Source organism: Salinibacterium sp. G-O1 (genome assembly GCF_030063305.1).
Lineage (GTDB): Bacteria > Actinomycetota > Actinomycetes > Actinomycetales > Microbacteriaceae > Rhodoglobus.
In genome coordinates, this window is record NZ_JASISV010000003.1 from 83485 (window position 1) to 105632 (window position 22148).

General features: G+C 66.3%; 17 protein-coding genes, 1 tRNA gene and 1 riboswitch. Of the genes, 15 read left to right on the forward strand and 3 right to left on the reverse strand.

Translation table 11 applies throughout. The features are described 5' to 3' along the window. The first annotated feature begins 255 nt into the window (after positions 1–255). From QMG83_RS12005 to QMG83_RS12020, 4 genes are all read left to right on the forward strand, one after another. Positions 256–327, forward strand: a tRNA-Gln gene (locus QMG83_RS12005). A 140-nt stretch (positions 328–467) separates the two neighbouring features. Next, positions 468–1904, forward strand: a complete 1437-nt coding sequence (gene glmU, locus QMG83_RS12010) for a bifunctional UDP-N-acetylglucosamine diphosphorylase/glucosamine-1-phosphate N-acetyltransferase GlmU (protein WP_283505643.1) — start codon at positions 468–470, stop codon at positions 1902–1904. A gap of 68 nt (positions 1905–1972) precedes the next feature. Further along, positions 1973–2950, forward strand: a complete 978-nt coding sequence (locus QMG83_RS12015; RefSeq protein ID WP_283505644.1) for a ribose-phosphate diphosphokinase — start codon at positions 1973–1975, stop codon at positions 2948–2950. Next, positions 2947–4650: a long-chain-fatty-acid--CoA ligase gene (locus QMG83_RS12020; protein WP_283505645.1), complete on the forward strand. Its 1704-nt coding sequence runs from the start codon at positions 2947–2949 to the stop codon at positions 4648–4650. The genes QMG83_RS12015 and QMG83_RS12020 overlap by 4 nt, the downstream gene beginning before the upstream one ends. Here QMG83_RS12020 and QMG83_RS12025 read toward each other — a convergent pair. From QMG83_RS12025 to QMG83_RS12035, 3 genes are all read right to left on the reverse strand, one after another. Then, positions 4647–5048, reverse strand: coding sequence for a hypothetical protein (locus tag QMG83_RS12025; protein WP_283505646.1), 402 nt, complete (start codon positions 5046–5048; stop codon positions 4647–4649). The genes QMG83_RS12020 and QMG83_RS12025 overlap by 4 nt on opposite strands. A 59-nt stretch (positions 5049–5107) precedes the next feature. Continuing rightward, positions 5108–6550, reverse strand: a complete 1443-nt coding sequence (gnd, locus tag QMG83_RS12030; RefSeq protein WP_283505647.1) for an NADP-dependent phosphogluconate dehydrogenase — start codon at positions 6548–6550, stop codon at positions 5108–5110. Positions 6551–6636: 86 nt separating this feature from the next. Further along, a complete protein-coding gene (locus tag QMG83_RS12035; RefSeq protein WP_283505648.1) occupies positions 6637–7341 on the reverse strand; it encodes a FadR/GntR family transcriptional regulator in 705 nt (234 codons plus the stop codon). Positions 7342–7563: 222 nt separating this feature from the next. On the opposite strand from QMG83_RS12035, the gene QMG83_RS12040 reads away from it, so the two are divergent. The 11 genes from QMG83_RS12040 (at position 7564) to QMG83_RS12090 (ending at position 22083) form a co-directional block, all read left to right on the forward strand. Next, entirely contained in the window at positions 7564–8952 is a 1389-nt protein-coding gene (locus QMG83_RS12040; RefSeq protein WP_283505649.1) for a GntP family permease, read from the forward strand. A gap of 73 nt (positions 8953–9025) precedes the next feature. Continuing rightward, complete coding sequence (locus QMG83_RS12045) at positions 9026–9793, forward strand: SDR family oxidoreductase (protein WP_283505650.1); 768 nt, start codon at positions 9026–9028, stop codon at positions 9791–9793. Positions 9794–9828: 35 nt separating this feature from the next. Beyond that, positions 9829–10857, forward strand: a complete 1029-nt coding sequence (locus QMG83_RS12050; RefSeq protein ID WP_283505651.1) for a zinc-binding dehydrogenase — start codon at positions 9829–9831, stop codon at positions 10855–10857. Between the two features lie 26 nt (positions 10858–10883). Next, positions 10884–12449 (forward strand): gluconokinase, encoded by a 1566-nt coding sequence (locus QMG83_RS12055; RefSeq protein WP_283505652.1) that lies wholly within the window; start codon positions 10884–10886, stop codon positions 12447–12449. A 47-nt stretch (positions 12450–12496) separates the two neighbouring features. Beyond that, a complete protein-coding gene (locus QMG83_RS12060; protein WP_283505653.1) occupies positions 12497–13336 on the forward strand; it encodes a hypothetical protein in 840 nt (279 codons plus the stop codon). A 186-nt stretch (positions 13337–13522) separates the two neighbouring features. Beyond that, on the forward strand, positions 13523–14176 hold the full coding sequence (locus tag QMG83_RS12065; RefSeq protein ID WP_283505654.1) for a 50S ribosomal protein L25/general stress protein Ctc: 654 nt from the start codon (positions 13523–13525) through the stop codon (positions 14174–14176). Between the two features lie 44 nt (positions 14177–14220). Next, complete coding sequence (pth, locus tag QMG83_RS12070; protein ID WP_283505655.1) at positions 14221–14805, forward strand: aminoacyl-tRNA hydrolase; 585 nt, start codon at positions 14221–14223, stop codon at positions 14803–14805. Between the two features lie 546 nt (positions 14806–15351). Then, positions 15352–18921, forward strand: coding sequence for a transcription-repair coupling factor (gene mfd / locus QMG83_RS12075; RefSeq protein ID WP_283505656.1), 3570 nt, complete (start codon positions 15352–15354; stop codon positions 18919–18921). A gap of 9 nt (positions 18922–18930) precedes the next feature. Beyond that, positions 18931–19770 (forward strand): class I SAM-dependent methyltransferase, encoded by an 840-nt coding sequence (locus tag QMG83_RS12080; RefSeq protein ID WP_283505657.1) that lies wholly within the window; start codon positions 18931–18933, stop codon positions 19768–19770. Positions 19771–19772: 2 nt separating this feature from the next. Next, a riboswitch (ZMP/ZTP riboswitch) is annotated at positions 19773–19874 on the forward strand. Positions 19875–19915: 41 nt separating this feature from the next. Further along, a complete protein-coding gene (gene glyA, locus QMG83_RS12085) occupies positions 19916–21202 on the forward strand; it encodes a serine hydroxymethyltransferase (protein ID WP_283505658.1) in 1287 nt (428 codons plus the stop codon). Next, positions 21202–22083 (forward strand): bifunctional methylenetetrahydrofolate dehydrogenase/methenyltetrahydrofolate cyclohydrolase, encoded by an 882-nt coding sequence (locus tag QMG83_RS12090; protein WP_283505659.1) that lies wholly within the window; start codon positions 21202–21204, stop codon positions 22081–22083. The genes glyA and QMG83_RS12090 overlap by 1 nt, the downstream gene beginning before the upstream one ends. Positions 22084–22148: the final 65 nt, after the last annotated feature.

Sequence of the window (22148 nt, forward strand, 5' to 3'; positions counted from 1 at the left end):
TCCTTCATTTGGGGGTGAGATGGATGCGCCGGGGGAGCACCTCGCCGATGCCAACGGCGGCCCGCCGGGCCCGGGTTCGCCGCGCGAGCGCCCCGGTCCCGGCATCCACCCAAATGAAGGAGATTTCCGCTGGGAGTGCCGGTTTGCCAGGCAGAAGTGCCTGCATCCGCAAAATCTCCTTCATTTGGGGTGAGGGATGTGACGAATCGGCGGCAGCGCTGTGATCTGGCAGACTTATCCGGCACGCATGTGTGGTCCGCCTTGGTGTAATGGCAGCACGACAGCCTTTGGAGCTGTTAGGTCTAGGTTCGAGTCCTGGAGGCGGAGCCGAAGCTCGCGATCGATTCGCAGCGAGATCGCCACTTTTGCTGCCTCCGACGCGGCTGACCCAGCAGAAGTGGCGATCTCGACGCGCACGGTGGCGGAGCCGATGACCCTGATGAGCCGGGGTGCGCGAGAATGGCAGCATGACTGACCACAATCTCGCCGTCATCGTTCTCGCCGCAGGCCAGGGCACCCGTATGAAGTCGGCACGCCCGAAGGTGCTGCATTCGATCGCGGGCCGAACCCTCATCGGGCACGTCCTCGCGACGGCCCGGGAGCTCGATCCCAGCCTCGTGATCGCTGTCGTGCGCCACGAGCGCGACACGGTTGTCGCCTCCATCGCCGAACTCATGCCCGATGTCGTGTTCGTCGATCAGGATGACATCCCCGGCACCGGTCGCGCCGTCGAGGTCGCCCTCGCGGCACTGCCCGAGGGCTTCGAGGGTGACGTCATCGTGGTCAGCGGCGACGTTCCGCTGCTGGATGCCCGCACCCTCGCCGCGCTGATCACCGAGCATCGCGCTGCCAGCGCGGCCGCGACACTCCTGTCTGCGGTGCTGGAGGATTCGACCGGCTACGGGCGCATCATCCGCAACTCGGACGGAGCGCTCGACCGCATCGTCGAGCAGAAGGACGCGACGGAGGCCGAGCGCGCCGTCACCGAAATCAACTCGGGCACGTACGTGTTCAGCGTCGGGCCTCTGCGGGTGCAGCTTCCGCTGGTCGGAACGCAGAACTCCCAGGGCGAGAAGTACCTCACCGACGTGGTCGGGATGCTGCGTGCCAGCGGTTCCGCTGTGTCAGCGGTTCCCGTGTCGGACGGCTGGATGGTGAGCGGCGTCAACGACCGCGTGCAGCTGGCCGAGGCATCCCGCCGCATGAATGAGCTGATCGTGCGCCGCTGGCAGGTGGCCGGTGTGACAGTGCACGACCCCGCGACCACGTGGATCGACGCCGATGTGACCCTTGCGGAAGACGTCGAACTGCTGCCGGGCACGCAGCTGAAGGGCGCGACGCTCATTCAGCGCGGCGCGATCGTCGGGCCAGACACCACCCTCGTCGACTGCGAGATCGGTGAGAACGCGGTCGTGAAGAGAACGGATGCCACGCTGGCGGTGATCGGCGCCGGTGCGAGTGTTGGCCCGTTCGCCTACCTGCGGCCGGGCACGTATCTCGGAACCGACGGCAAGATCGGCACCTTCGTGGAGACCAAGAACTCCACCATCGGCGCTGGTAGCAAGGTGCCGCACCTGAGCTACATCGGCGACACGACGGTGGGGGAGCAGTCCAACATCGGCGCCGGCACCATCACCGCCAACTATGACGGCGTGAACAAGAATCCGACCGTCGTCGGCTCGCACGTGCGCACAGGTTCGCACAACGTGTTTGTGGCTCCCGTCACCATCGGTGACGGTGCGTACACGGGCGCAGGAACCGTGGTGCGGAAAGAGGTTCCCGCTGGTTCCCTCGCGATCACCGTCGCTCCCCAGCGCAACATGAGTGGATGGGTGGCCACGCACCGGCCGGGAACGGCGGCGGCTCAGGCGGCGGCCGAGGCATCCGGCGAAACTGAGGTTTAGCGCCGGGTCTGCCCGGATAAGATTGGAGCAGACAAACGCCGATGACATGTCGGCAGAGAGCGGGGACCGTGTCCGAGATTAAGATCACCGGACAAAAGAGGCTCGTGATTGTGAGCGGCAGGGCCCACCCGCAGCTCGCCATCGACATTGCTGCTGAGCTCGAGACCGATGTTGTGCACACGGATGCTCGCACTTTCGCGAACGGTGAGATCTACGCTCGTTACGACGAGAGCGTGCGTGGCTGCGACGCCTTCGTGATCCAGTCGCACACCGACCCGATCAACGAGTGGCTCATGGAGCAGCTCATCATGGTTGACGCGCTTAAGCGCGCATCGGCCAAGCGCATCACCGTCGTTTCGCCGTTCTACCCGTACGCGCGCCAGGACAAGAAGGGCCGCGGTCGCGAGCCGATCAGCGCCCGCCTCATCGCCGACCTGTACAAGGCGGCCGGCGCCGACCGCATCATGAGCGTCGACCTGCACGCCGCTCAGATCCAGGGCTTCTTCGACGGCCCCGTAGATCACCTCTTCGCCATGCCCGTGCTGCTGAAGCATTTCCAGGAGATCCTCGACCCTTCGACGCTCACCGTGGTCTCGCCCGACATGGGTCGCGTGCGCGTGGCCGACATCTGGAGCGACAAGCTGGGCGCGCCGCTGGCGATCATCCACAAGCGCCGCGACCCGCTGGTGCCCAACCAGGTCACCGTGCACGACATTGTCGGCGATGTCGCTGGCCGGGTCTGCCTGATCGTCGACGACATGATCGACACCGGCGGAACCATCCTCAAGGCGGCCGACGCCCTGAAAGAAGCCGGGGCCACGCGAGTTGTGGTCGCCGCAACGCACGCCATCTTCTCGGCACCGGCACCGCAACTGCTGCAGCACGCATCCATCGATTCCGTGGTCGTCACAGACACCCTGCCGATCCCGGAATCGAAGCGCTTCCCGTCACTCACGGTGCTGCCGATCGCGCCGCTGCTGGCCCGCGCCATCCACGAGGTCTTCGACGACGGTTCAGTGACCAGCATGTTCGATGGGGCCGCGTGAGTTTCTTCCCACCGAGGCCCTGGCTCGCGTCATACGCCGAAGGGGTTCCCGAGGAGCTCGAACTTCCGCAGGGCTCGCTGTACGACCTGGTCGAGGCATCCATCGCGGAGTTTCCGAACAGTGTTGCGCTCGAGTTCTTCGGCCGCGAAACAACGTATGCCGAAATGGGCATGCAGATTTCGCGGGCCGCTGAGGGGCTCCGCCTGCTCGGGGTTCAGAAGGGCGACACCGTTGCGCTCGTGCTGCCGAACTGCCCTCAGCACATCATCGCGTTCTACGCGGTGCTGCGTCTCGGCGCGATCGTGGTCGAACACAACCCGCTGTACACGCCGCGCGAGCTGCGCCACCAGTTCGAAGATCACGCGGCGAAGGTTGTTGTCGCCTGGACCAACGTGGTCGACACCATTCAGGAGTTCCCGGCTGACGTCGCCGTCGACACGATCATTTCGGTGGATGTCACGAGGGCGATGCCGCTCGCCACGCGCGCGTTGCTCCGCCTCCCGATCAGCAAGGCGCGCGAGTCCAGGAAGGCACTGACCGCCGGGGTGCGAGGCACCATCGTCTGGGAGGAGCTGCTGAAGGCTAAGCCGATCACGCCCGCGATCGTGCGTCCTGCCGCCTCCGATGTGGCGCTCATCCAGTACACCAGCGGCACCACCGGCAGGCCCAAGGGCGCCACTCTCACTCATCTCAACCTGACCATGAACGCGGCCCAGGCACGCGCGTGGGTGCCGACGGTCACGCGAGGCGAGGGCTGCGTCGTCTACGCGGTGCTGCCGATGTTCCACGCGTACGGCCTCACGCTGTGCCTCACCTTCGCGATGAGCATGGGCGCGCGGCTCGTGCTCTTCCCCAAGTTCGATCCGGACCTCGTGCTCAAGGTGGCGAAGAAGCGCCCGGCCACCTTCCTGCCGGCCGTTCCTCCGATCTACGAGCGGCTGCGCGCCGCGGCGAACGAGCAGGGCGTCTCACTGCAGGGCATCGAGATCTCGATCTCAGGGGCCATGCCGCTCTCGCCATCCGTCGTCGAGCCGTGGGAGCAGGAGACGGGGGGATACCTCGTCGAGGGCTACGGCCTGAGCGAGACGAGCCCCGTGCTGATGGCCAACCCGGTCGGTCCCACCCGAGTCGCCGGAACCGTCGGACTGCCCCTGCCGAACACCGAGATCCGTGTCGTCGACCCCGAGAACCCGACCGACGACCGTGCGCCGGGCGAGGAGGGTGAGCTCATCGTTCGCGGCCCGCAGGTCTTCTCCGGCTACTGGAACAAGCCGGATGAAACCGCCGAAGTATTCGTGCCATGCTCCGATGGCGGGGCCGACTGGTTCCGCACGGGAGACATCGTCACTGTCGATGCGGCCGGGTTTGTGCGCATCGTGGATCGCATCAAAGAACTCATCATCACGGGCGGCTTCAACGTCGCGCCCAGCGAGGTCGAGGAAGTGCTGCGCCGACATCCGGCGGTCGCGGATGCCGCGGTCGTCGGTCTTCCGAGCGCCCACAGCGGTGAGGATGTCACTGCTGCCGTGGTGCTCGCACCCGGCGCGACCCTGGATGTGGAATCCATTCGCGACTTCGCCAGATCGAACCTCGCCGCCTACAAGGTGCCACGCCACGTGCATCAGGTCGAGGAGTTGCCGCGCTCGCTCATCGGCAAGGTGCTGCGGCGCGAGGTTCGCCAGAACCTGAGCGCGGGCTAGGTCTCGCTCGTCGGGGCGCCTGGGCTCGTGGGAATCCTGGCGCCGCCCGGGATGATCCCCATCGCCGCGAGCAGCGTCTCTTCGCCGCCGAAGCCGACCGCGTAGCAGTTCCAGCCGGTTCCGGACGGGCTGGCGAGTTCGAAGCGCGCCGAGAAGGTCACGGCCTCCGGCGCGAGATAGCTGGTGTAGACCGCGCACGACCGCTGGGCGGTGTTGTTGGCCGTCGATATGCCGATCAGGATGCCCGGCAGCACCAGCCCGATGAGGCCGAGGACCACCACGACGCGCATGACCCTCAGCAGGTGCGGGCTGCGCAGCGGCCTGCCGCCGTGCGGCTCATACCCGGCGAGCTCGGGCTCGTCGTCGTACTCGTGTGAGTTCTCTGAAGGGGATGCCATGACCTCACCATTGTGTCACCGGGCACTGTGCAGCACCCGTGCCCGGCGACAGAAGGTTGTTAGTGCGTGTCCGTGGCTTCGATCTCGGTGCGGTCGCCGCTCCACAGAGTGTGGAAGGTGCCGTCCTTGTCGACGCGCTTGTAGGTGTGGGCGCCGAAGAAGTCGCGCTGACCCTGCACCAGGGCGGCGGGCAGGCGGTCTGCACGCAATCCGTCGTAGTAGGCCAGTGACGACGAGAACGCCGGGGTCGGGATGCCGGACTGGGCCGCTCCCGAAACCACTCGGCGCCAGGCATCCTGAGTCGATGCCATCACGTCGACGAAGAACGGCGCGGTGACGAGAGCCACGAGGCCGGGGTTTTCGGCATACGCCTCGGTGATGCGGTTGAGGAAGCGCGCGCGGATGATGCAACCGCCGCGCCAGATCTTGGCGATCTCGCCCTTCTGGATGTTCCAGTTGTACTGCTCGGCGCCAGCAACGATCGCGTCGAATCCCTGGCTGTACGCGATCACCTTGGATGCGTAGAGCGCGAGGCGCACGTCTTCGATGAACGCGTCGACGTCGCCCACGGCGGGAGACGATGGGCCCGGCAGTTCTGCCGCGGCCGCGCGCTGGGCGGGCTTTGATGAGAGCGAGCGGGCGAAGACGGCTTCGGCGATGCCGGAGACCGGGATTCCGAGGTCGAGAGCGGTCTGCACGGTCCAGACGCCGGTTCCCTTGGAGCCGGCCTGGTCGAGGATGACATCGACGAGAGGGGCGCCGGTGGAGGCGTCGACCTGCTTGAGCACCTCTGCGGTGATCTCGATGAGGTAGCTCTCGAGCTCGCCCTTGTTCCATTCGGTGAAGATGTCCGAAATTTCGGTGGGGGTCTTGCCCGTGCCGCGACGGATGAGGTCGTACGCCTCGGCGATGAGCTGCATGTCTGCGTACTCGATGCCGTTGTGGATCATCTTGACGAAGTGGCCGGCGCCATCGTGGCCGACGTGTGTGACGCAGGGCTCGCCCTCGGCGACGGCGGCGATGGACTTCAGGATGGGGCCGAGCGTGACCCACGACTCGTCCGAGCCGCCGGGCATGATCGACGGGCCGAGCAGCGCGCCCTCCTCGCCGCCGGAGATGCCGGCGCCGACGAAGTTGATGCCGGTCTCGCGCACGGCCTTCTCGCGGCGAATGGTGTCTCCGAAGAGCGCGTTGCCGCCATCGACGATGATGTCGCCGGGCTCGAAGACCTCGGTGAGCGCGTCGATCACGGCGTCGGTTCCCTTGCCGGCCTGCACCATGATGATCGCGGTGCGGGGCTTCGAGAGGGATGCCGCGAACTCGGCGTAGTCCTTCGCGGGAATGAACTTGGCTTCGGGGTGGGCGTCAAGCACAGTCTGGGTCTTCTCGTAGGAACGGTTGAAGATCGCGACGGTGTTTCCCTCGCGGCTGGCGAGGTTGCGGGCGAGATTCGATCCCATTACCGCCATGCCGACTACGCCGATGTTTGCCTCTGCTGCCACGGTGACTCCTTAGCGTCTGTTCTGTTCTCGTCGGGCTCGTGAGCCCCGACAAGACTACTCGTGCCCACCATTGGGTGGGCCCGTTGTTACTGTGCGCGCACCTCTTCGGTGACGATGGTGACGTAGCCGCGCGCGCTGGTTTCAGCGGCATCGGGATCGCCCGCCGCGACGGCGCGAGCTGTGGCTACGTGGTGCTCGAGGGTGCCATCGGCGGGAATCGCTGGCGTCAGTCCGAGGCCGGCGCGGCCCCGGAGAACCTCCTCGACCGGCCCGCTGAGCTGAGCCAGCAGCGGGTTGCCTCCCGAGGTCAGCAGCAGGCGGTGGAATTCGACGTCCACGTCGAGATATTCGGCGGAGTCTCCCTTGCCGGCAATGCCGAGTGCGTCGAGTTTGTCGGCCAGCTTCGAGAGTTGCCGGCGATCGGTGGCGGATGCCCGTTCAGCGGCCAGTCGGGCGGCGGCAGGCTCCACGGCCGAACGCAACTCCATGAGCGACAGCAGTTGCTCGCGGCGACCCTCTCCCGCCAGATTCCACCGCACTATGGCGCCGTCCAGAGCTTTCCAGCCCGGGCGGGCCTGCACCGTCACGCCGACGCGACGACGTGAGCGAAGCATCCCGAGCGATTCGAGAACACGCACGGCTTCGCGGATGACCGTGCGTGATGCGGCGAATTCTGCCTCAAGGCCGGCGAGGGTGAGCACGGTGCCTTCGGGGATCTCCCCGGCGGTGATCCGCCGTCCGAGCTCGTGCAAAACGAGCTCGTGTGATCCGGTACGAGGTGCCTTGGGCATAGGGGCGAAGCCTTCTCTCAGGCTCGGCCCGGCGAGCGGGCTGAGCGTGGTTGCAAGGGAAAGTGTATGCGTAGTTGCAAAAGTACTACCTTTGTGACAATGTTTCCGAAGTCACCCGGACCTCGGGCGTGATTCGCCTCGGCAAGCACACGACGTCACGGGCCGCACAGACCTTCTCGGGTCGGCCGCCCACCATCACTGTCATTCAATGGAGAAGCCACAATGGAAGACTGGACTCAAACACTGGGAGCCGTGCCACTTCTTGGCATCGCGGCCGGTGCGATAGCCCTCATCCTCGTCCTCGTGATCCGATTCAAGGTTCACGCGTTCCTCACCCTCGTCATCGTCTCGCTGCTCACGGCGATCGCCACGGGCATCCCGATAAACCAGGTCGCGAACGTCCTGGTCGGCGGGTTCGGGTCGACCCTCGGTTCCGTCGCCCTGCTCGTCGGGCTCGGAGCAATGCTCGGCCGCCTGGTCGAATCGAGCGGTGGCGCCAAGGTGCTGGCAGACAAGATGGTCGACATCTTCGGTGAGAAGCGAGCGCCGTTTGCGCTCGGTGTCGCATCGCTCCTGATGGGCTTCCCGATCTTCTTCGACGCCGGCCTTGTCGTCATGCTCCCGATCGTCTTCGCCGTCGCCCGTCGCATGGGCGGCAAGAACATGTTGCTGTACGGCATCACGGCCGCGGCAGCATTCTCGGTCATGCATGTGTTCGTGCCGCCGCACCCCGGCCCCATCACGGCGACCGAAACCTACGGGGCAGACCTCGGGCTCGTTCTTCTTGTCGGACTCGTGGTCGTCTTCCCGACCTGGTACGTGACCGGATACCTGTGGGCCAAATTCGTCAACAAGCGCAACCCGCTCAACGTGCTGTCGATCTTCGGCGGCATCGACGACGACCAGCCGACCAATCCGCCCCGGCCGCGCACGGTCATGTTGATTCTCGCCCTGCCGCTCGTTCTGATCCTCATGAACACCGGTCTGAACTCGCTGCGCTCCATCGGCGTGGTCAACGCGGACGACCTGTGGGTGCAGGCGCTGACCCTCATCGGTACCAGCGCTGTCGCTCTGCTGATCAGCGTGCTCGTCGCTGCGTTCGTGCTCGGAAAGCGCCGCGGCGTGAACGGCACGGCACTGGAGAAGCTCATCGACACCGCCCTTGGCCCGATCTGCTCGGTCATCCTGATCACCGGCGCCGGTGGAATGTTCGGTGGCGTGCTGCGCACCTCCGGTATCGGCGGCGCACTGAGCGACACCCTCGGAGACCTCGGACTGCCCATCATCTTCGCGGCGTACATCATCGCTGTGATCCTCCGCGTCGCCCAGGGTTCGGCGACAGTGGCCCTCGTGACCGCGGCCGCGCTCGTGGCTCCCGGTGTACTCGCTGGCGACTTCAACCCGCTTCAGATCGCGGCCATCGTGCTCGCCACTGCTGCAGGATCGGTGTTCGCCGGCCACGTCAACGACTCGGGCTTCTGGCTCGTTGGGCGCCTCATGGGCATGGATGTGAAAACAACCCTCAAGGTGTGGACTGTGCAGCAGGCTCTCGAGTCTGTAATGGGATTCCTCGTCGTGCTGGTTATCTACGGCATCGCCTCGGTCATTTAGCACCAACATCACCGCACCACCGAACACGCAGAAGGCAGCTCGTCCAGAGCGGAATGAGCGGAAAGAGCAGACCATGGTCGACCACTTCACCCTCACTGACAAGCTGGCTTTTGTTACAGGTTCGTCGCGCGGCCTGGGTCAGGGCCTTGCCCTGGCCCTCGCCCGCGCGGGAGCCAGACTCATCGTGCACGGCCGCGACGACGCCACACTCGACACCACCCGCGACCTCATTGAGCGCGAGACCGGGACGCGCCCTGCGTCGGTCGTCTTCGATGTCACGGATGCCACGGCAGTCGAGACCGCCATCACGGCGATGATCGCGGAACACGGCGCCCCGGACATCCTGGTCAACAACGCCGGCCTCCAGCGGCGCGCGCCCTTCACCGAGTTTCTGGTCTCCGACTGGGATGACGTGATCGCGGCGAACCTGTCCGGCGTGTTCTACGTTTCGCGTTTCGTCGCACCTGCGATGGTCGAGCGCGGCTCGGGCAAGATCATCAACATCGCCTCGGTGCAGTCCATGCTGGCACGCCAGACGATCGCGCCGTACTCGGCGAGTAAGGCCGGCGTCGCGCAGCTGAGCAAGGGGATGGCGGCCGACCTGGCCCGCCACAACATCCAGGTCAACACCCTCTCGCCCGGCTATTTCGCCACGGAGATGAACAAGGCGCTCGTCGAGGACGAGGCGTTCAACTCGTGGGTCGTTAACCGCACCCCAGCCCAGCGCTGGGGCAACACCGAGGAGCTCGCGGGCACCCTCATCTATCTATCGTCGAGCGCGAGCAACTTCGTCTCGGGCCAGAACATTTTCGTCGACGGCGGGATGACCTCGGTCGTCTGAGCCGCCCGACATCAGCACAACAAAGGGAGCACGCCATGAAGGCGATCTACATCGACGGAAAACTCGAACTATCCGAGCGTGAGGTGCAGACGCCGGAGCCGGCGGCCGGTCAGGTTCGCGTGCGTGTCGACTTCGTCGGTATCTGCGGCTCCGACCTGCACTACTACTTCGAGGGCGCCAACGGAGCATTCGTGGTGGAGGAGCCGCTGGCTCCCGGTCACGAGCTGTCTGGTCGCGTCGACCTCGACCCGTCTGGCGTTCTCGCTCCGGGAACCCCGGTGACCGTGCATCCCGCCCGCTTCGGCCACGCCGAGCCGGGAATCGAGGATGCCCCGCACCTGTGGCCCGGCGGCTCCTACCTCGGCAGCGCCTCGACCCACCCGCACACCCAGGGTGGGCTCAGCGAATACCTGGTCGTGGAGAGCGACATGATCCGCGTGCTCCCCGCGGAGCTGCCCCTTAAGCGCGCCGCGCTCGCCGAGCCGCTCGCGGTTGCGCTGCACGGCATGACCCGCGCGGGCGATATCAGGGGCAAGAAGGTGCTCGTCTCCGGTGCCGGGCCGATCGGTCTGCTGGCGGCGGCCGCAGCGCGCGCTCGCGGAGCTGCCGAGGTCACGGTCAGCGATGTGCTCGAGCAGCCGCTGGCGCGTGCGACGGCGATCGGTGCCGATCGTGTCATCCGGATCGGTCAGGATGCCCTGCCAGAGAACGCCTTCGACGTCGTCTTCGAGTGCTCGGGGGCAACACCCGCGATCAGCGCTGCATTCGTCGCCGCGAGGCGTCGTGGCATGGTCGTGCAGATCGGCATGGTGCCCAACGAGCCGCGTCCGGTGAACCTTGCGCCCTTCATCTCAAAGGAGCTTCAGGTGCTCGGGGTCTTCAGGTTCAAGGATGAGATCGACGAGGCCGTACGTATCCTCGCCGAGACTCCGGAGCTGGACGCGGTCATCACCCACGTCATCGACGCGAGCGAGTCGGTGGCGGCGTTCGACATCGCGAAGGATTCTGCGGCCAGCGGCAAGGTCGTCATCGCGGCCTGGCCCGACTCCGGCGCCGCTGAGTAGGCTCCGATCATGAGGGCGTTCAGCGCATGACCGACCACGGCGAGGCACCGGGGGCCGACGACATCGTCATCGGCCTCGATCTGGGCACCACGAGCACGAAGGCCGTGGCGTTCACCGTCTCGGGCGAGCAGCTGGCAACGGCCTCGCACGGCTATCCGCTCGAAACGCCGTATCCGGGTCATGCCGTTCAGAATCCGGATCTGATCCTCGCTGCCGCCTACGCCGCCGTCGCCGAGGTGGTGGCTGCGGTGGGAGCTGATCGCGTGCGCGGCCTGTCGTTCTCCTCCGCGATGCACAGCATCCTGGGCCTCGACCCGCTGTACCGACCGATGACCGAGGTGATCACCTGGGGTGACACGCGCGCCGGGCTGCAGGCCGAGCGTCTGCGGGCGGCGACGGGCGGGCTCGCGCTGCATCGGCGCACCGGCACGCCCATCCACCCGATGTCGCCGCTGACCAAGCTGGTGTGGTTTCGGGAGCAGGAGCCGAAACTCCACGAGACCGTCGCGTTCTGGGTCGGCATCAAGGATTACGTCATCGTGCACATGTGTGGGGCTCTCGTCGTCGACCATTCGCTGGCCAGCGCGAGCGGTCTCATGAACATCCACACCCTCACCTGGGATGACGAAGCCCTCGCCATCGCGGGGGTGTCGCCCGAGCAGCTCCCCGAGCTCGTCCGCACCCGCGACGTGCTGCCCGGCATCACACCGGATGCGGCGATCGCCATGGGCCTTCCCGAAACGACACCGGTCGTCGTCGGTGCCGGTGATGGACCGCTCGCCAACCTCGGCGTTGGTGCCGTGCGTCCCGGGGTCGCCGCCTGCTCCATCGGCACGAGTGGTGCACTGCGGGTAGGCGTGGACAAGCCGGCGGTCGATCCGCTCGGCGGGGTGTTCTGCTACGCCCTCACGGAGGATCGCTGGGTGATCGGCGGCGCCATCAACAACGGGGGAGCCACCCTCGACTGGGCTCGGAGCATCCTTGCTGATGAACTCGGCCCGGGTTCCGAGGCCGAGCTGCTCGAACTGGCCGCGGCCGCCCAGCCCGGTTCCGGCGGACTCATCATGCTGCCGTACCTGCTCAGTGAGCGGGCCCCGCATTGGAGCGCGCTGCCGAAGGGCGCATATATAGGACTCACCCGTGCGCACAAACGTGAGCACCTTATCCGCGCCGCGCTAGAAGGCGTCTGCCTGCAACTCGCACTCGTGCTGCAGTCGATGCGCTCTGCTGGGCTCGAAATCACCCAGATTCGTGCGACCGGCGGGGTCATGAAGAGCGACCTCTGGCGCGAAGTCCTCGCCGCCGCGCTCGGGATGACCGTGGATTTCGCCGAAGGGCAGGAGGGGTCCAGCTTCGGTGCTGCTGTGCTCGGGATGGAGGCCCTCGGCCTCATCGAGTCCATCGACATCGTCGACCAGCTGATCCCCGTCGACGACAGCGTGCGACCGGATCCGCGCTCGACCGCCGTGTACGCCTCACTGCTCCCCAGCTTCGGGCAGCTCTACGATGCGCTCGTACCCACCTTTCAGACCCTGCGCAGACTGGCGCCGTCACTCCCGATCGATCTCGTGGGCGACGAGCCGGATCGCTAGACGCGCAAATCCCACGTGCACAGTGCCGTGGTCGATAGTCTCTGGCTATGGTCCGCATTCTGGTCAGCATCGTGGTTGCGCTCGTCGCGACCGTGCTCGGCTACGCCGCGCTCTGGCATGGCGGGGCCATCCTGTTGAAGGATGCCGCCCGCTACGTGCCGGTAGCCCTCGACGTGTCAGCCCTGGTGTTCGTCATAGGTGGGATTGCGTTGCTGAGCGTCGCCATGCTCACCGTCGGGCTGTCATCCATTGGTGTCATCGTGGTGGGCGCGATCCATGTCGTGACGATGCTGTTGGCGGTGCTCATTCCCGCCGTCCCGATTGTCGAGCTGTCTGAGCAGGTGTTCGGACGCAACTCGGCATTGGGCGATGGCCTGATCTTCTCGATAGCGACCGGCACCGGGATGCTCGCTGGCGCCATCTTCCTCGTCGGCGGGCTCGCCGCCGTGACCCGACGTTCGCAGAAGCCCGGCGGGGTTGCCAGGACGGCGAGCGTGATCGTCGCACTCGGCGCCGGACCCATGGGTGTGCTGCTGGCCTTCATGGGCGGCGGTGTCGTCTACGCCGACCTGCTCGCCGGTGACCGCACCGAATTCGACGGGATGGGCGGCCTGCTGCTCACGGTTGGTGCCGCGCTGCTCGGACTGGCGCTGCTCACGCTGCGCTGGTCTTCGCTGGGCACCACGGTGCTCGGGCTTGCGTTCGTGGCAGCCGGGGTCATCGGAATGACCGAGCCGGGGCGGCTGGCATCCATCGCCAAACTGGTATCGCCAGAACTGACCACTGCCGTGGAGTTCTCCGGCCCCAACGGCACTCTTGCCTTGCTCGGGGTGCTGCTGATCGCCGCCGCGATCGGTGAGCTGCTGCGCTCACGTCGCCTGCGCTGACGGTATGGGTTTGCCCGAAAATCCGTGTAGAATCGGGCACTGAACTTCGGCGAGGGAACCACACGGTTCCGTTATCGACGCGGCGGGTGAGTCACTGATCTTAAGTGCATTGGGCTTTTCCTCACGCTGGCAATCATGCGTTCGAGTTGAATACGATCTGGGCACGCGCCCGTTATGGAGAACATCATGGCTGACAAGGCCTCAAAGTCCAAAGACAGCAACCACCTTCTGACCGAGGTGCGCGACACCTTCGGCAAGGGCGTTGCCCGCAAGATCCGCGCCAAGGGCAAGATCCCTGCCGTCATCTACGGCCACGGCACCGAGCCGCAGCACGTCACCCTCCCCGGCCACGAGACCGCGCTGATCCTGCGCAAGTCGAACCAGGTTCTCGAGCTCGACATCCAGGGCAAGGTCCAGCTCGCGCTGGTCAAGGACGTTCAGAAAGACCCAGTTCGCCAGATCATCGAGCACATCGACCTCATCGTCGTCCGCAAGGGCGAGAAGGTCATCGTTGACATCCCCGTGCACGTTGAGGGTGAGCCGGTTCCCGGCACGTCAGTCAACCAGGACTCCAACACGGTGTCGCTCGAGGTCGAGGCAACTCACATCCCCGAGAACGTTGTTGTCTCGATCGAGGGCCTCCGCGAGGGTGCACAGATCCTGGCGAAGGACCTCACGCTGCCCAAGGGTGCGACCCTGGTCACCGACGAAGACACCCTGATCGTCGGCATCACCGGCGAGACCGAGCAGGACCTTGGCGAAGAGACCGACACTGAGACCGAAGAGGCCGCCGAGGGCGAAGCCGCCGAGGGCGACGCTGCAGCCGAGGAATCCGAGTAATTCGAAGGTTTCGGCCAATCTGGTTCTCACGTAAGGCGCAGCCTGTGGATGACCTGTGGCTGGTAGTCGGGCTCGGTAACCCCGGGCCCGGCTACGCCGGAAACAGGCACAACGTCGGCCAGATGGCGTTGTCCCTTCTCGCCGACCGTGCGTCGACGAGCTTCAAGAATCACAAAGCCAACGCTGCAATTGCGGAGGCTCGCAGCCTTGCCTCCGGCCCGAAGCTGGTGCTGGCCAAGCCCAACACGTTTATGAACGTGTCTGGCGCGCCGGTGGCAGCGCTTCTGCGGTTTTACAAGATCGAACCGTCGCGGTTGATCGTGCTCCACGACGAGCTCGACGTACCGTTCGACACGGTGAAGCTCAAGTTCGGTGGGGGTCACGGCGGCCATAACGGCATCCGCGACATCATCGCCGCGACCGGAACCGGCGACTTCACCCGGGTGCGCATCGGCGTCGGTCGTCCCCCGGGCAGGCAGCCAGCAGCCGACTTCGTGCTGCGCGACTTCTCCAGCGACGAACGCGCGACGCTGCCCAACCTGCTCGAAGACGCGGCGGATGCCACGCAGCTCATCGCCGCGGAAGGGCTCACCGCCGCGCAGCTCAAGTTCCACACCGCGCGGCCGTAGCCGCGGGCGGCGCGCCCCGTCGCCCGGCCCTCGGCGGCCCCCGTCGCGCGCTCCCTCATCCAAATGAAGGAGATTTCCAACTTTGCGTTCGTTTTGTGGGCCACTGCGGGGGTTCGCGGCGAAATCTCCTTCATTTGGATGGGAAAGCCGCGCCTCGCCCCGCCGGGCCAGGCCGCGGCTCACCCACCCCGTGTTGATAACTCCTGCAGAATGCGGGGCCTGGGCCTCCGCGCTCCCGGAAACCTGGGGATGCGGCGGCCAGCCTGCCGCGATCTGCAGGAGTTATCGCCACCCGGGCGCTGCGAGGGAGTCAGCCGCAGGAGTCCCGCCCGCAGCCCCGCCGCGCGCTCCCTCATCCAAATGAAGGAGATTTCCAACCTCGCGCCCGATTTGCGAGCCAATGTGGGGGTCTGGGGCAAAATCTCCTTCATTTGGATGAGGGAGCCAGCCGCAGCACGCAGCCGCAGCACGCAGCACGCAGCACGCAGCCCCGCAGCCAGCCGCAGCACGCAGCCGCAGGTCAGCCGCCCCGCCTAGACTTATCCGGTGATACTCGAAGGATTAATCCCGGCCCTTTCGCGCGCCCGGACGTTCGAGAAAGCACTTTCTCTCGGCGCCAGAAGTGCCGACTTCTCCCTCGTGGATGGCCTTAGGGCACCGCTGCTCGCCGGCCTGCTCACGCGCAAAGGTGGCCCTCGCGCGCTGCTCGCGGTGGTGGCGACGGGCCGTGAATCCGAGGCACTGCGCCGGTCGCTGGCCAGCTTCCTGCCGGGCGCCACAATCGTCGAGTTCCCCGCATGGGAGACCCTGCCACACGAGCGACTCAGCCCCAGCTCCGAAACGGTGGGTAAGCGCATCGCGGCGCTGCGTGGCATCCGGGACTGGACCGCCGGCGACCAGAAGACCCCGTTCGTCATGGTCGCCAGCGTGCGCGCTGCCCTGCAGCCCCTTGCCGACAACCTCACCAGCATCGAGCCGATCATGCTGACCAAGGGCGGCCGCGGCTACGACCTGGCCCACCTCAGCCGCAGGCTCGTCGACCTCGCGTACGCGCGCGTCGACATGGTGACCAGGCGCGGCGAGTTTGCGGTGCGCGGCGGCATCGTCGACGTGTTCGCGCCGACAGACGAGCACCCACTTAGGCTGGAGTTTTTCGGCGACGAGCTCGAGCAGGTTCGCGAGTTCTCCGTCGCAGACCAGCGTTCGCTCACCACCGAGATCACCGAGGCTGAACTTCCGCCGAGCCGCGAGATGCTGCTCAGCGACAGCGTGCGCCAGCGTGCCCGCGAAATGCAGCACGAGTTCCCGAGCCTCTCGACGATGCTCGCCAAGATCGGCGAAGGAATCCCCGTCGACGGCATGGAGTCGCTCGCGCCGGCGCTCGTCGACCGGCTCGTGCCGCTCACCCACTATCTGCCTCAGGATGCCGCGATCGCCGTGCTCTCGCCGGAGAAAGTCGCGACGCGCGCGGTGAACCTCGCCGAGACGAATCGGGAGTTTTTGAGCGCTGCCTGGAACGCGGCCACCGCGGGGGCTGAGGCTCCAATCGATCTGGATGCCGGCGACTTCGTCACCCTCGGCAGGCTGCGCGAATCGGCGGGCAACCGCCCGTGGTGGACGCTCTCTGCCTTTGACTCCGGCGTTCCCGAGGAGCTGGAGGCGACGGCCCTCGAGTCGTACGTGCGCATCGAGGCGCGAACCGTGCCGAACTTCGCCGGGCAGCCGGATGGCGCACTCGGTCACGTCGGTGAGCTGCTGCGGGACGGCTGGACGGTGGCCGTGATCTCCGAGGGCCACGGGCTGGTCGAGCGCACCGCGAACGTGCTCGCCGAACATGAGCTCGCCGGGCGCGCGGTGGACGCCTTCCCGCCGAAGGCCGACGCCGGCGTCGCGTACCTGGTGCAGGCATCCGTCGACCAGGGTTTCGAACTTCCCGACATCAAGCTGGCGCTGCTCAGCGAGAGCGAGTTTTACGGCCGAACCGCCGGCTACGACACCCGCCAGGTGAAGAAACTGGCGGTGCGCCGCAAGAACGTGGTCGACCCGCTGCAACTCAAGGCCGGCGATTTCGTGGTGCACAACACCCACGGCATCGGCAAGTTCGTCGAGCTGGTGCAGCGCGAGGTGTCGACCGGTGGTCGCAACGCGATCAAGACGCAGCGCGAGTTCCTGGTCATCGAATACGCACCCAATAAGCGTGGATATCCGGGGGACAAGCTCTACGTCCCCACCGACCAGCTCGACCTCCTGAGCCGGTATGTCGGCGGCGAGGCTCCATCGCTCAGCAAGATGGGCGGCAGCGACTGGGCGGCAGCCAAGGGCAAGGCGCGCAAGGCCGTCCGCGACATCGCGGTCGAACTCGTGAAGCTGTATAGCGCCCGCATGGCGAGCAAGGGTCACGCGTTCGGCCCCGACACTCCGTGGCAACGCGAGCTCGAGGAAGCGTTCGCGTTCGCCGAGACCCCGGATCAGCTCACCACCATCGACGAGGTCAAGGCCGACATGGAGCGCCCCATCCCGATGGACCGCCTGCTCAGCGGCGACGTCGGCTACGGAAAGACCGAGGTCGCCGTTCGCGCCGCGTTCAAGGCCGTTCAGGATGGCAAGCAGGTCGCGATGATCGTGCCGACCACGCTGCTGGTGCGCCAACACATGGAGACGTTCGCGGAGCGGTTCGCCGGCTTCCCCGTTCACCTTCGTGCGCTGTCCAGGTTCCAGAGCGAGAAGGAGTCGAAGGAGACCATCGCGGGCATGGAGGACGGCACGGTCGACGTCGTCATCGGCACGCATCGCCTGCTCAGCAAGAACATCGTCTTCAAGGATCTGGGCCTCGTCATCATCGACGAGGAGCAGCGGTTCGGTGTCGAGCACAAGGACGCGCTGAAGAAGCTGAAGACCAACGTCGACATCCTCGCGATGACGGCGACCCCGATTCCCCGCACGCTCGAGATGGCGGTCACGGGCATCCGGGAGATGTCGACGCTCGCCACCCCTCCCGAGGATCGTCACCCGATCCTGTCGTTCGTTGGCCCCTATTCCGACAGGCAGGTGGGCGCGGCCATTCGCCGGGAGTTGCTGCGCGAGGGCCAGGTCTTCTTCGTGCACAACCGTGTCTCGAGCATCAGCCGCACCGCAAACCACCTCGCCGAACTGGTTCCCGAGGCCCGCATCGCGGTCGCGCACGGCCAGCTGCCCGAGCATGTGCTGGAGCAGGTCATGGTCGACTTCTGGGAGCGCAAGTTCGATGTGCTGGTCTCGACGACGATCATCGAGACTGGTCTGGATATCGCCAACGCGAACACCCTCATCATCGACCGCGCAGACAAGTACGGGCTCTCGCAGTTGCACCAGCTGCGCGGTCGTGTCGGGCGCGGGCGGGAGCGCGCGTACGCGTACTTCCTCTACGACGAGATGAAGCCGCTCACCGAGACAGGCCACGAACGGCTCAACACGATCGCGGCCAACAACGAGCTCGGCGCCGGTATGCAGATCGCGCTCAAAGACCTTGAGATCCGCGGCGCCGGAAACCTGCTTGGCGGCGAGCAGTCCGGGCACATCGCCGGGGTCGGCTTCGACCTGTATCTCCGGATGATCGGCGAAGCGGTCTCGACATTCCGCGGTGATGTTGCCGAGGGTCAAACCGAACTCAGGCTCGAGTTGCCCGTGGATGCGCACATTCCCGAGGAGTACGTCGAGAGCGAGCGACTCCGGCTGGAGGCGTACCAGAAGCTGTCCACCGCGTCCGCGCCGAATGCCAGCGCTGACAGCATCGACCGCGTGCTGGAAGAGCTGACCGACCGCTATGGGGAACCGCCAGAGCAGGTTGCCAATCTCATTACCGTGTCGCGACTTCGCCGCATGGCGCAGAAGGCCGGGCTGGGCGAGGTCGTCGTCATGGGCGACAAGTTGCGGCTGGCCCCAGCAAATCTGGTCGACTCGATCCAGGTGAGGCTGCAGCGCATGTATCCCGGAGCCAGATATCACGCTGCCGCGGCCGCCGTGCTGGTGCCGCTGCCGGACAACCCGACAGACACCCAGCTCATCTCGTGGACGACAGACCTCCTGGTGGCGATCTTCGGGGCCGAAACAGTGGCGCAGCCGGCCGCCTCGGAGTAGAACTGGCTCATGGAGTCTTCTGATGCGGTGTTTGCCGGGTCGGTGCCCGAGAATTACGAGCAGTACACGGTCCCGATGTTTTTTGCGCCGTTCGCGGCCGACATCGCCGATCGCGTTGCTCAACTCGCTCCCGACAGCGTGCTGGAGACAGCGGCGGGCACGGGGGCGGTGACCCGGCAGCTTGCGGGTGTGCTCCCCGAGGCGACGCGAATCGTCGCGACGGATCTCAACGAGGGGATGCTCGCCCAGGCCCAGCTCGTCGAAATCACCCGGCCGGTCGAGTGGCTCGTGGCCGACGCGCTGCAACTCCCCTTCGACGATGACACGTTCGACGTTGTCGTGTGCCAGTTCGGGGTGATGTTCTTTCCCGATGGAGTGCGCGGGTTTTCCGAGGCCAGACGGGTGCTGGCGCCGGGAGGGACGTTCATTTTCAACGCCTGGGACAGCATCGAGCACAACGACTTCGCGATGGCGGTTTCGGCGGCGTGCGAGGCGATGCTGCCGGATGACCCACCGCGCTTCCTCGAGCGCACCCCGTTCGGCTACTCCGACGAGGCACAGATCCGCGCAGACCTTGCCGCGGCGGGTTTCGTCGATGACATCACGATCGTCACCGAGACCAGGCGCAGCATCGCACCGGATGCCGTGACGGCGGCGCTGTCGTTCGTGGAGGGCACCCCTCTCCGCGGCGAAATCGAGTCGCGCAAATCGGGATCGCTGGCCGAGGCCACGACCGCGGCCGCGGCCGAATTCGTTGCCCGTTTCGGTGAGGGCGCGGTCGAGGGCTCAATGCAGGCGCTCGTGGTGACCGCATCCCGGTCTGGCGACGCCGGGGGCAACGTCACGTAAGCTGTATCCGTCGCAACTGGCGTTGAGATGGGCAACCATCGGGGAGCGACCGCCGTGCTTGTCGAGGCGGCAGCACGATTGGGCCGTTCGCCTGGGCCCACCGGATACCTTTGTTCTATCCGTTCGAGTGTTTTTAGGAGCGCCCATGTCTGACACCTTCAACTCACCGCTGTCTGAAGTCGACCCCGAGATCGCGGAGGTCCTCGCGCAGGAGCTCGGCCGCCAGCGCGGCACGCTCGAGATGATCGCGAGCGAGAACTTCGTTCCTCGCGCCGTGCTTGAGGCTCAGGGTTCGGTTCTGACCAACAAGTACGCCGAGGGCTACCCCGGTCGCCGCTACTACGGTGGCTGCGAGTTTGTGGATGTCGCCGAGAGCCTCGCAATTTCGCGCGCCAAGAGCCTGTTCGGCTCCGCGTACGCCAACGTCCAGCCGCACTCGGGCGCCTCCGCGAACGCCGCCGTGCTGTCCGCGATCGCGCAGCCGGGAGACCGCATCCTGGGTCTGGAGCTTGCTCACGGCGGCCACCTGACCCACGGCATGCGCCTGAACTTCTCGGGAAAGCTATACGAGGCCCACGCCTACGGTGTCGACCCGCAGAGCTACCTGGTCGACATGGATGTCGTGCGCGAGAAGGCCCGCGAGGTCAAGCCCCACGTGCTCATCGCCGGATGGTCGGCGTACCCCCGCCAGCTCGACTTCGCCGCATACCGCGAGATCGCCGACGAGGTCGGAGCGAAGCTCTGGGTCGACATGGCGCACTTCGCCGGTCTGGTCGCGGCGGGGCTCCACCCGTCACCCGTGCCGTTCGCCGACGTCACGTCGTCGACGGTGCACAAGACCATCGGTGGTCCGCGCTCGGGATTCATCCTGACCAACGACCTCGACCTGCAGAAGAAGATCAACTCGAATGTGTTCCCCGGCCAGCAGGGCGGGCCGCTGATGCACGTGATTGCAGCCAAGGCGACGGCGTTCAAGCTTGCTGCTGAGCCCGAGTTCAAGGACCGCCAGGAGCGCACCCTTCGCGGTGCGAAGATTCTCGCCGAGCGTCTCACGGCCCCGGATGCCGTGGCCGCCGGCATCGACGTGCTCACCGGTGGAACCGACGTACACCTCGTGCTGGTCGACCTGCGCAACGCGCCCATCCACGGCCAGGAGGCTGAGGACATCCTGCACGCGGCCGGCATCACCGTGAACCGCAACGCCGTGCCGTTCGACCCGCGCCCGCCGATGACCCCATCCGGTCTTCGCATCGGAACCCCGGCTCTCGCTACCCGCGGTTTCGGCGACGCCGAGTTCACTGAGGTTGCCGACATCATCGCCGAGGCTCTGAAGCCGACACCGGATGTCGCGGTCCTCCGCGCACGTGTGCTGAAACTGACCGACGGCTTCCCCCTCTACCCGGGCCTCGAAAGCCCGGGGACGTGGAACTGATGACGGCGGTAAAGCTCGACGGAGTCGCCACTGCAAGTGCGGTGAAGGGCGAACTCGCCGAGCGCATCACCGCGCTCAAAGCCAGGGGCATCACGCCGGGGCTGGGCACGCTGCTCGTGGGCAGCGATCCCGGTTCACAGTCGTATGTCGCGGGTAAGCATCGCGACTGCGCCGAGGTGGGCATCGAGTCGATCCGCGTGGATCTGCCCGAAACGGCGTCGGCTGACGATGTGCGGGCGGCCATCGCCGACCTCAACGCGAACCCGGCGGTGACGGGTTACATCATCCAGCTCCCGCTGCCCGCGGGGCTCGATGAGAACGCCATGCTGGAGTTGATGGACCCCGATAAGGACGCTGACGGGCTGCACCCGACCAACCTGGGCCGGCTCGTGCTCGGCGTCGGGGGAGAGATCAACTCGCCCCTGCCGTGCACCCCCGCCGGAATCGTCGAGATGCTGCAGCGGTACGATGTGCCGATCTCGGGACGCCATGTCGTGGTCGTCGGTCGCGGCCTGACGGTCGGTCGCCCGCTCGGGCTGCTGCTCACGCGAAAGGGCCTGGATGCGACAGTCACCCTGACGCATTCGCGCACCGTAGACCTCGAGAGCTACGTGCGCAGGGCCGACATCCTCGTCGCTGCCGTGGGCGTGGCCGGGCTCATCCAGCCGGAGTGGCTGAAGCCGGGCGCCGCCGTGCTCGACGTGGGCATCACGCGAGTCGTGAACGACGAGACCGGCAAGGCTCGGCTCGTGGGCGATGTGGACCCCGGCGCAGTGGATGTCGCGGGCTTCCTGTCACCCGTGCCGGGCGGCGTCGGGCCTATGACCCGTGCCATGCTGCTTAAGAACGTTGTGGACGCTGCTGAAAGGATTCTGCCGTGAATGGTTTTCCCTGGGGACGGTTTTGGCTTGTCGTCGCGCTGGTCGTCGGCGTCGCCGGAGTAGTC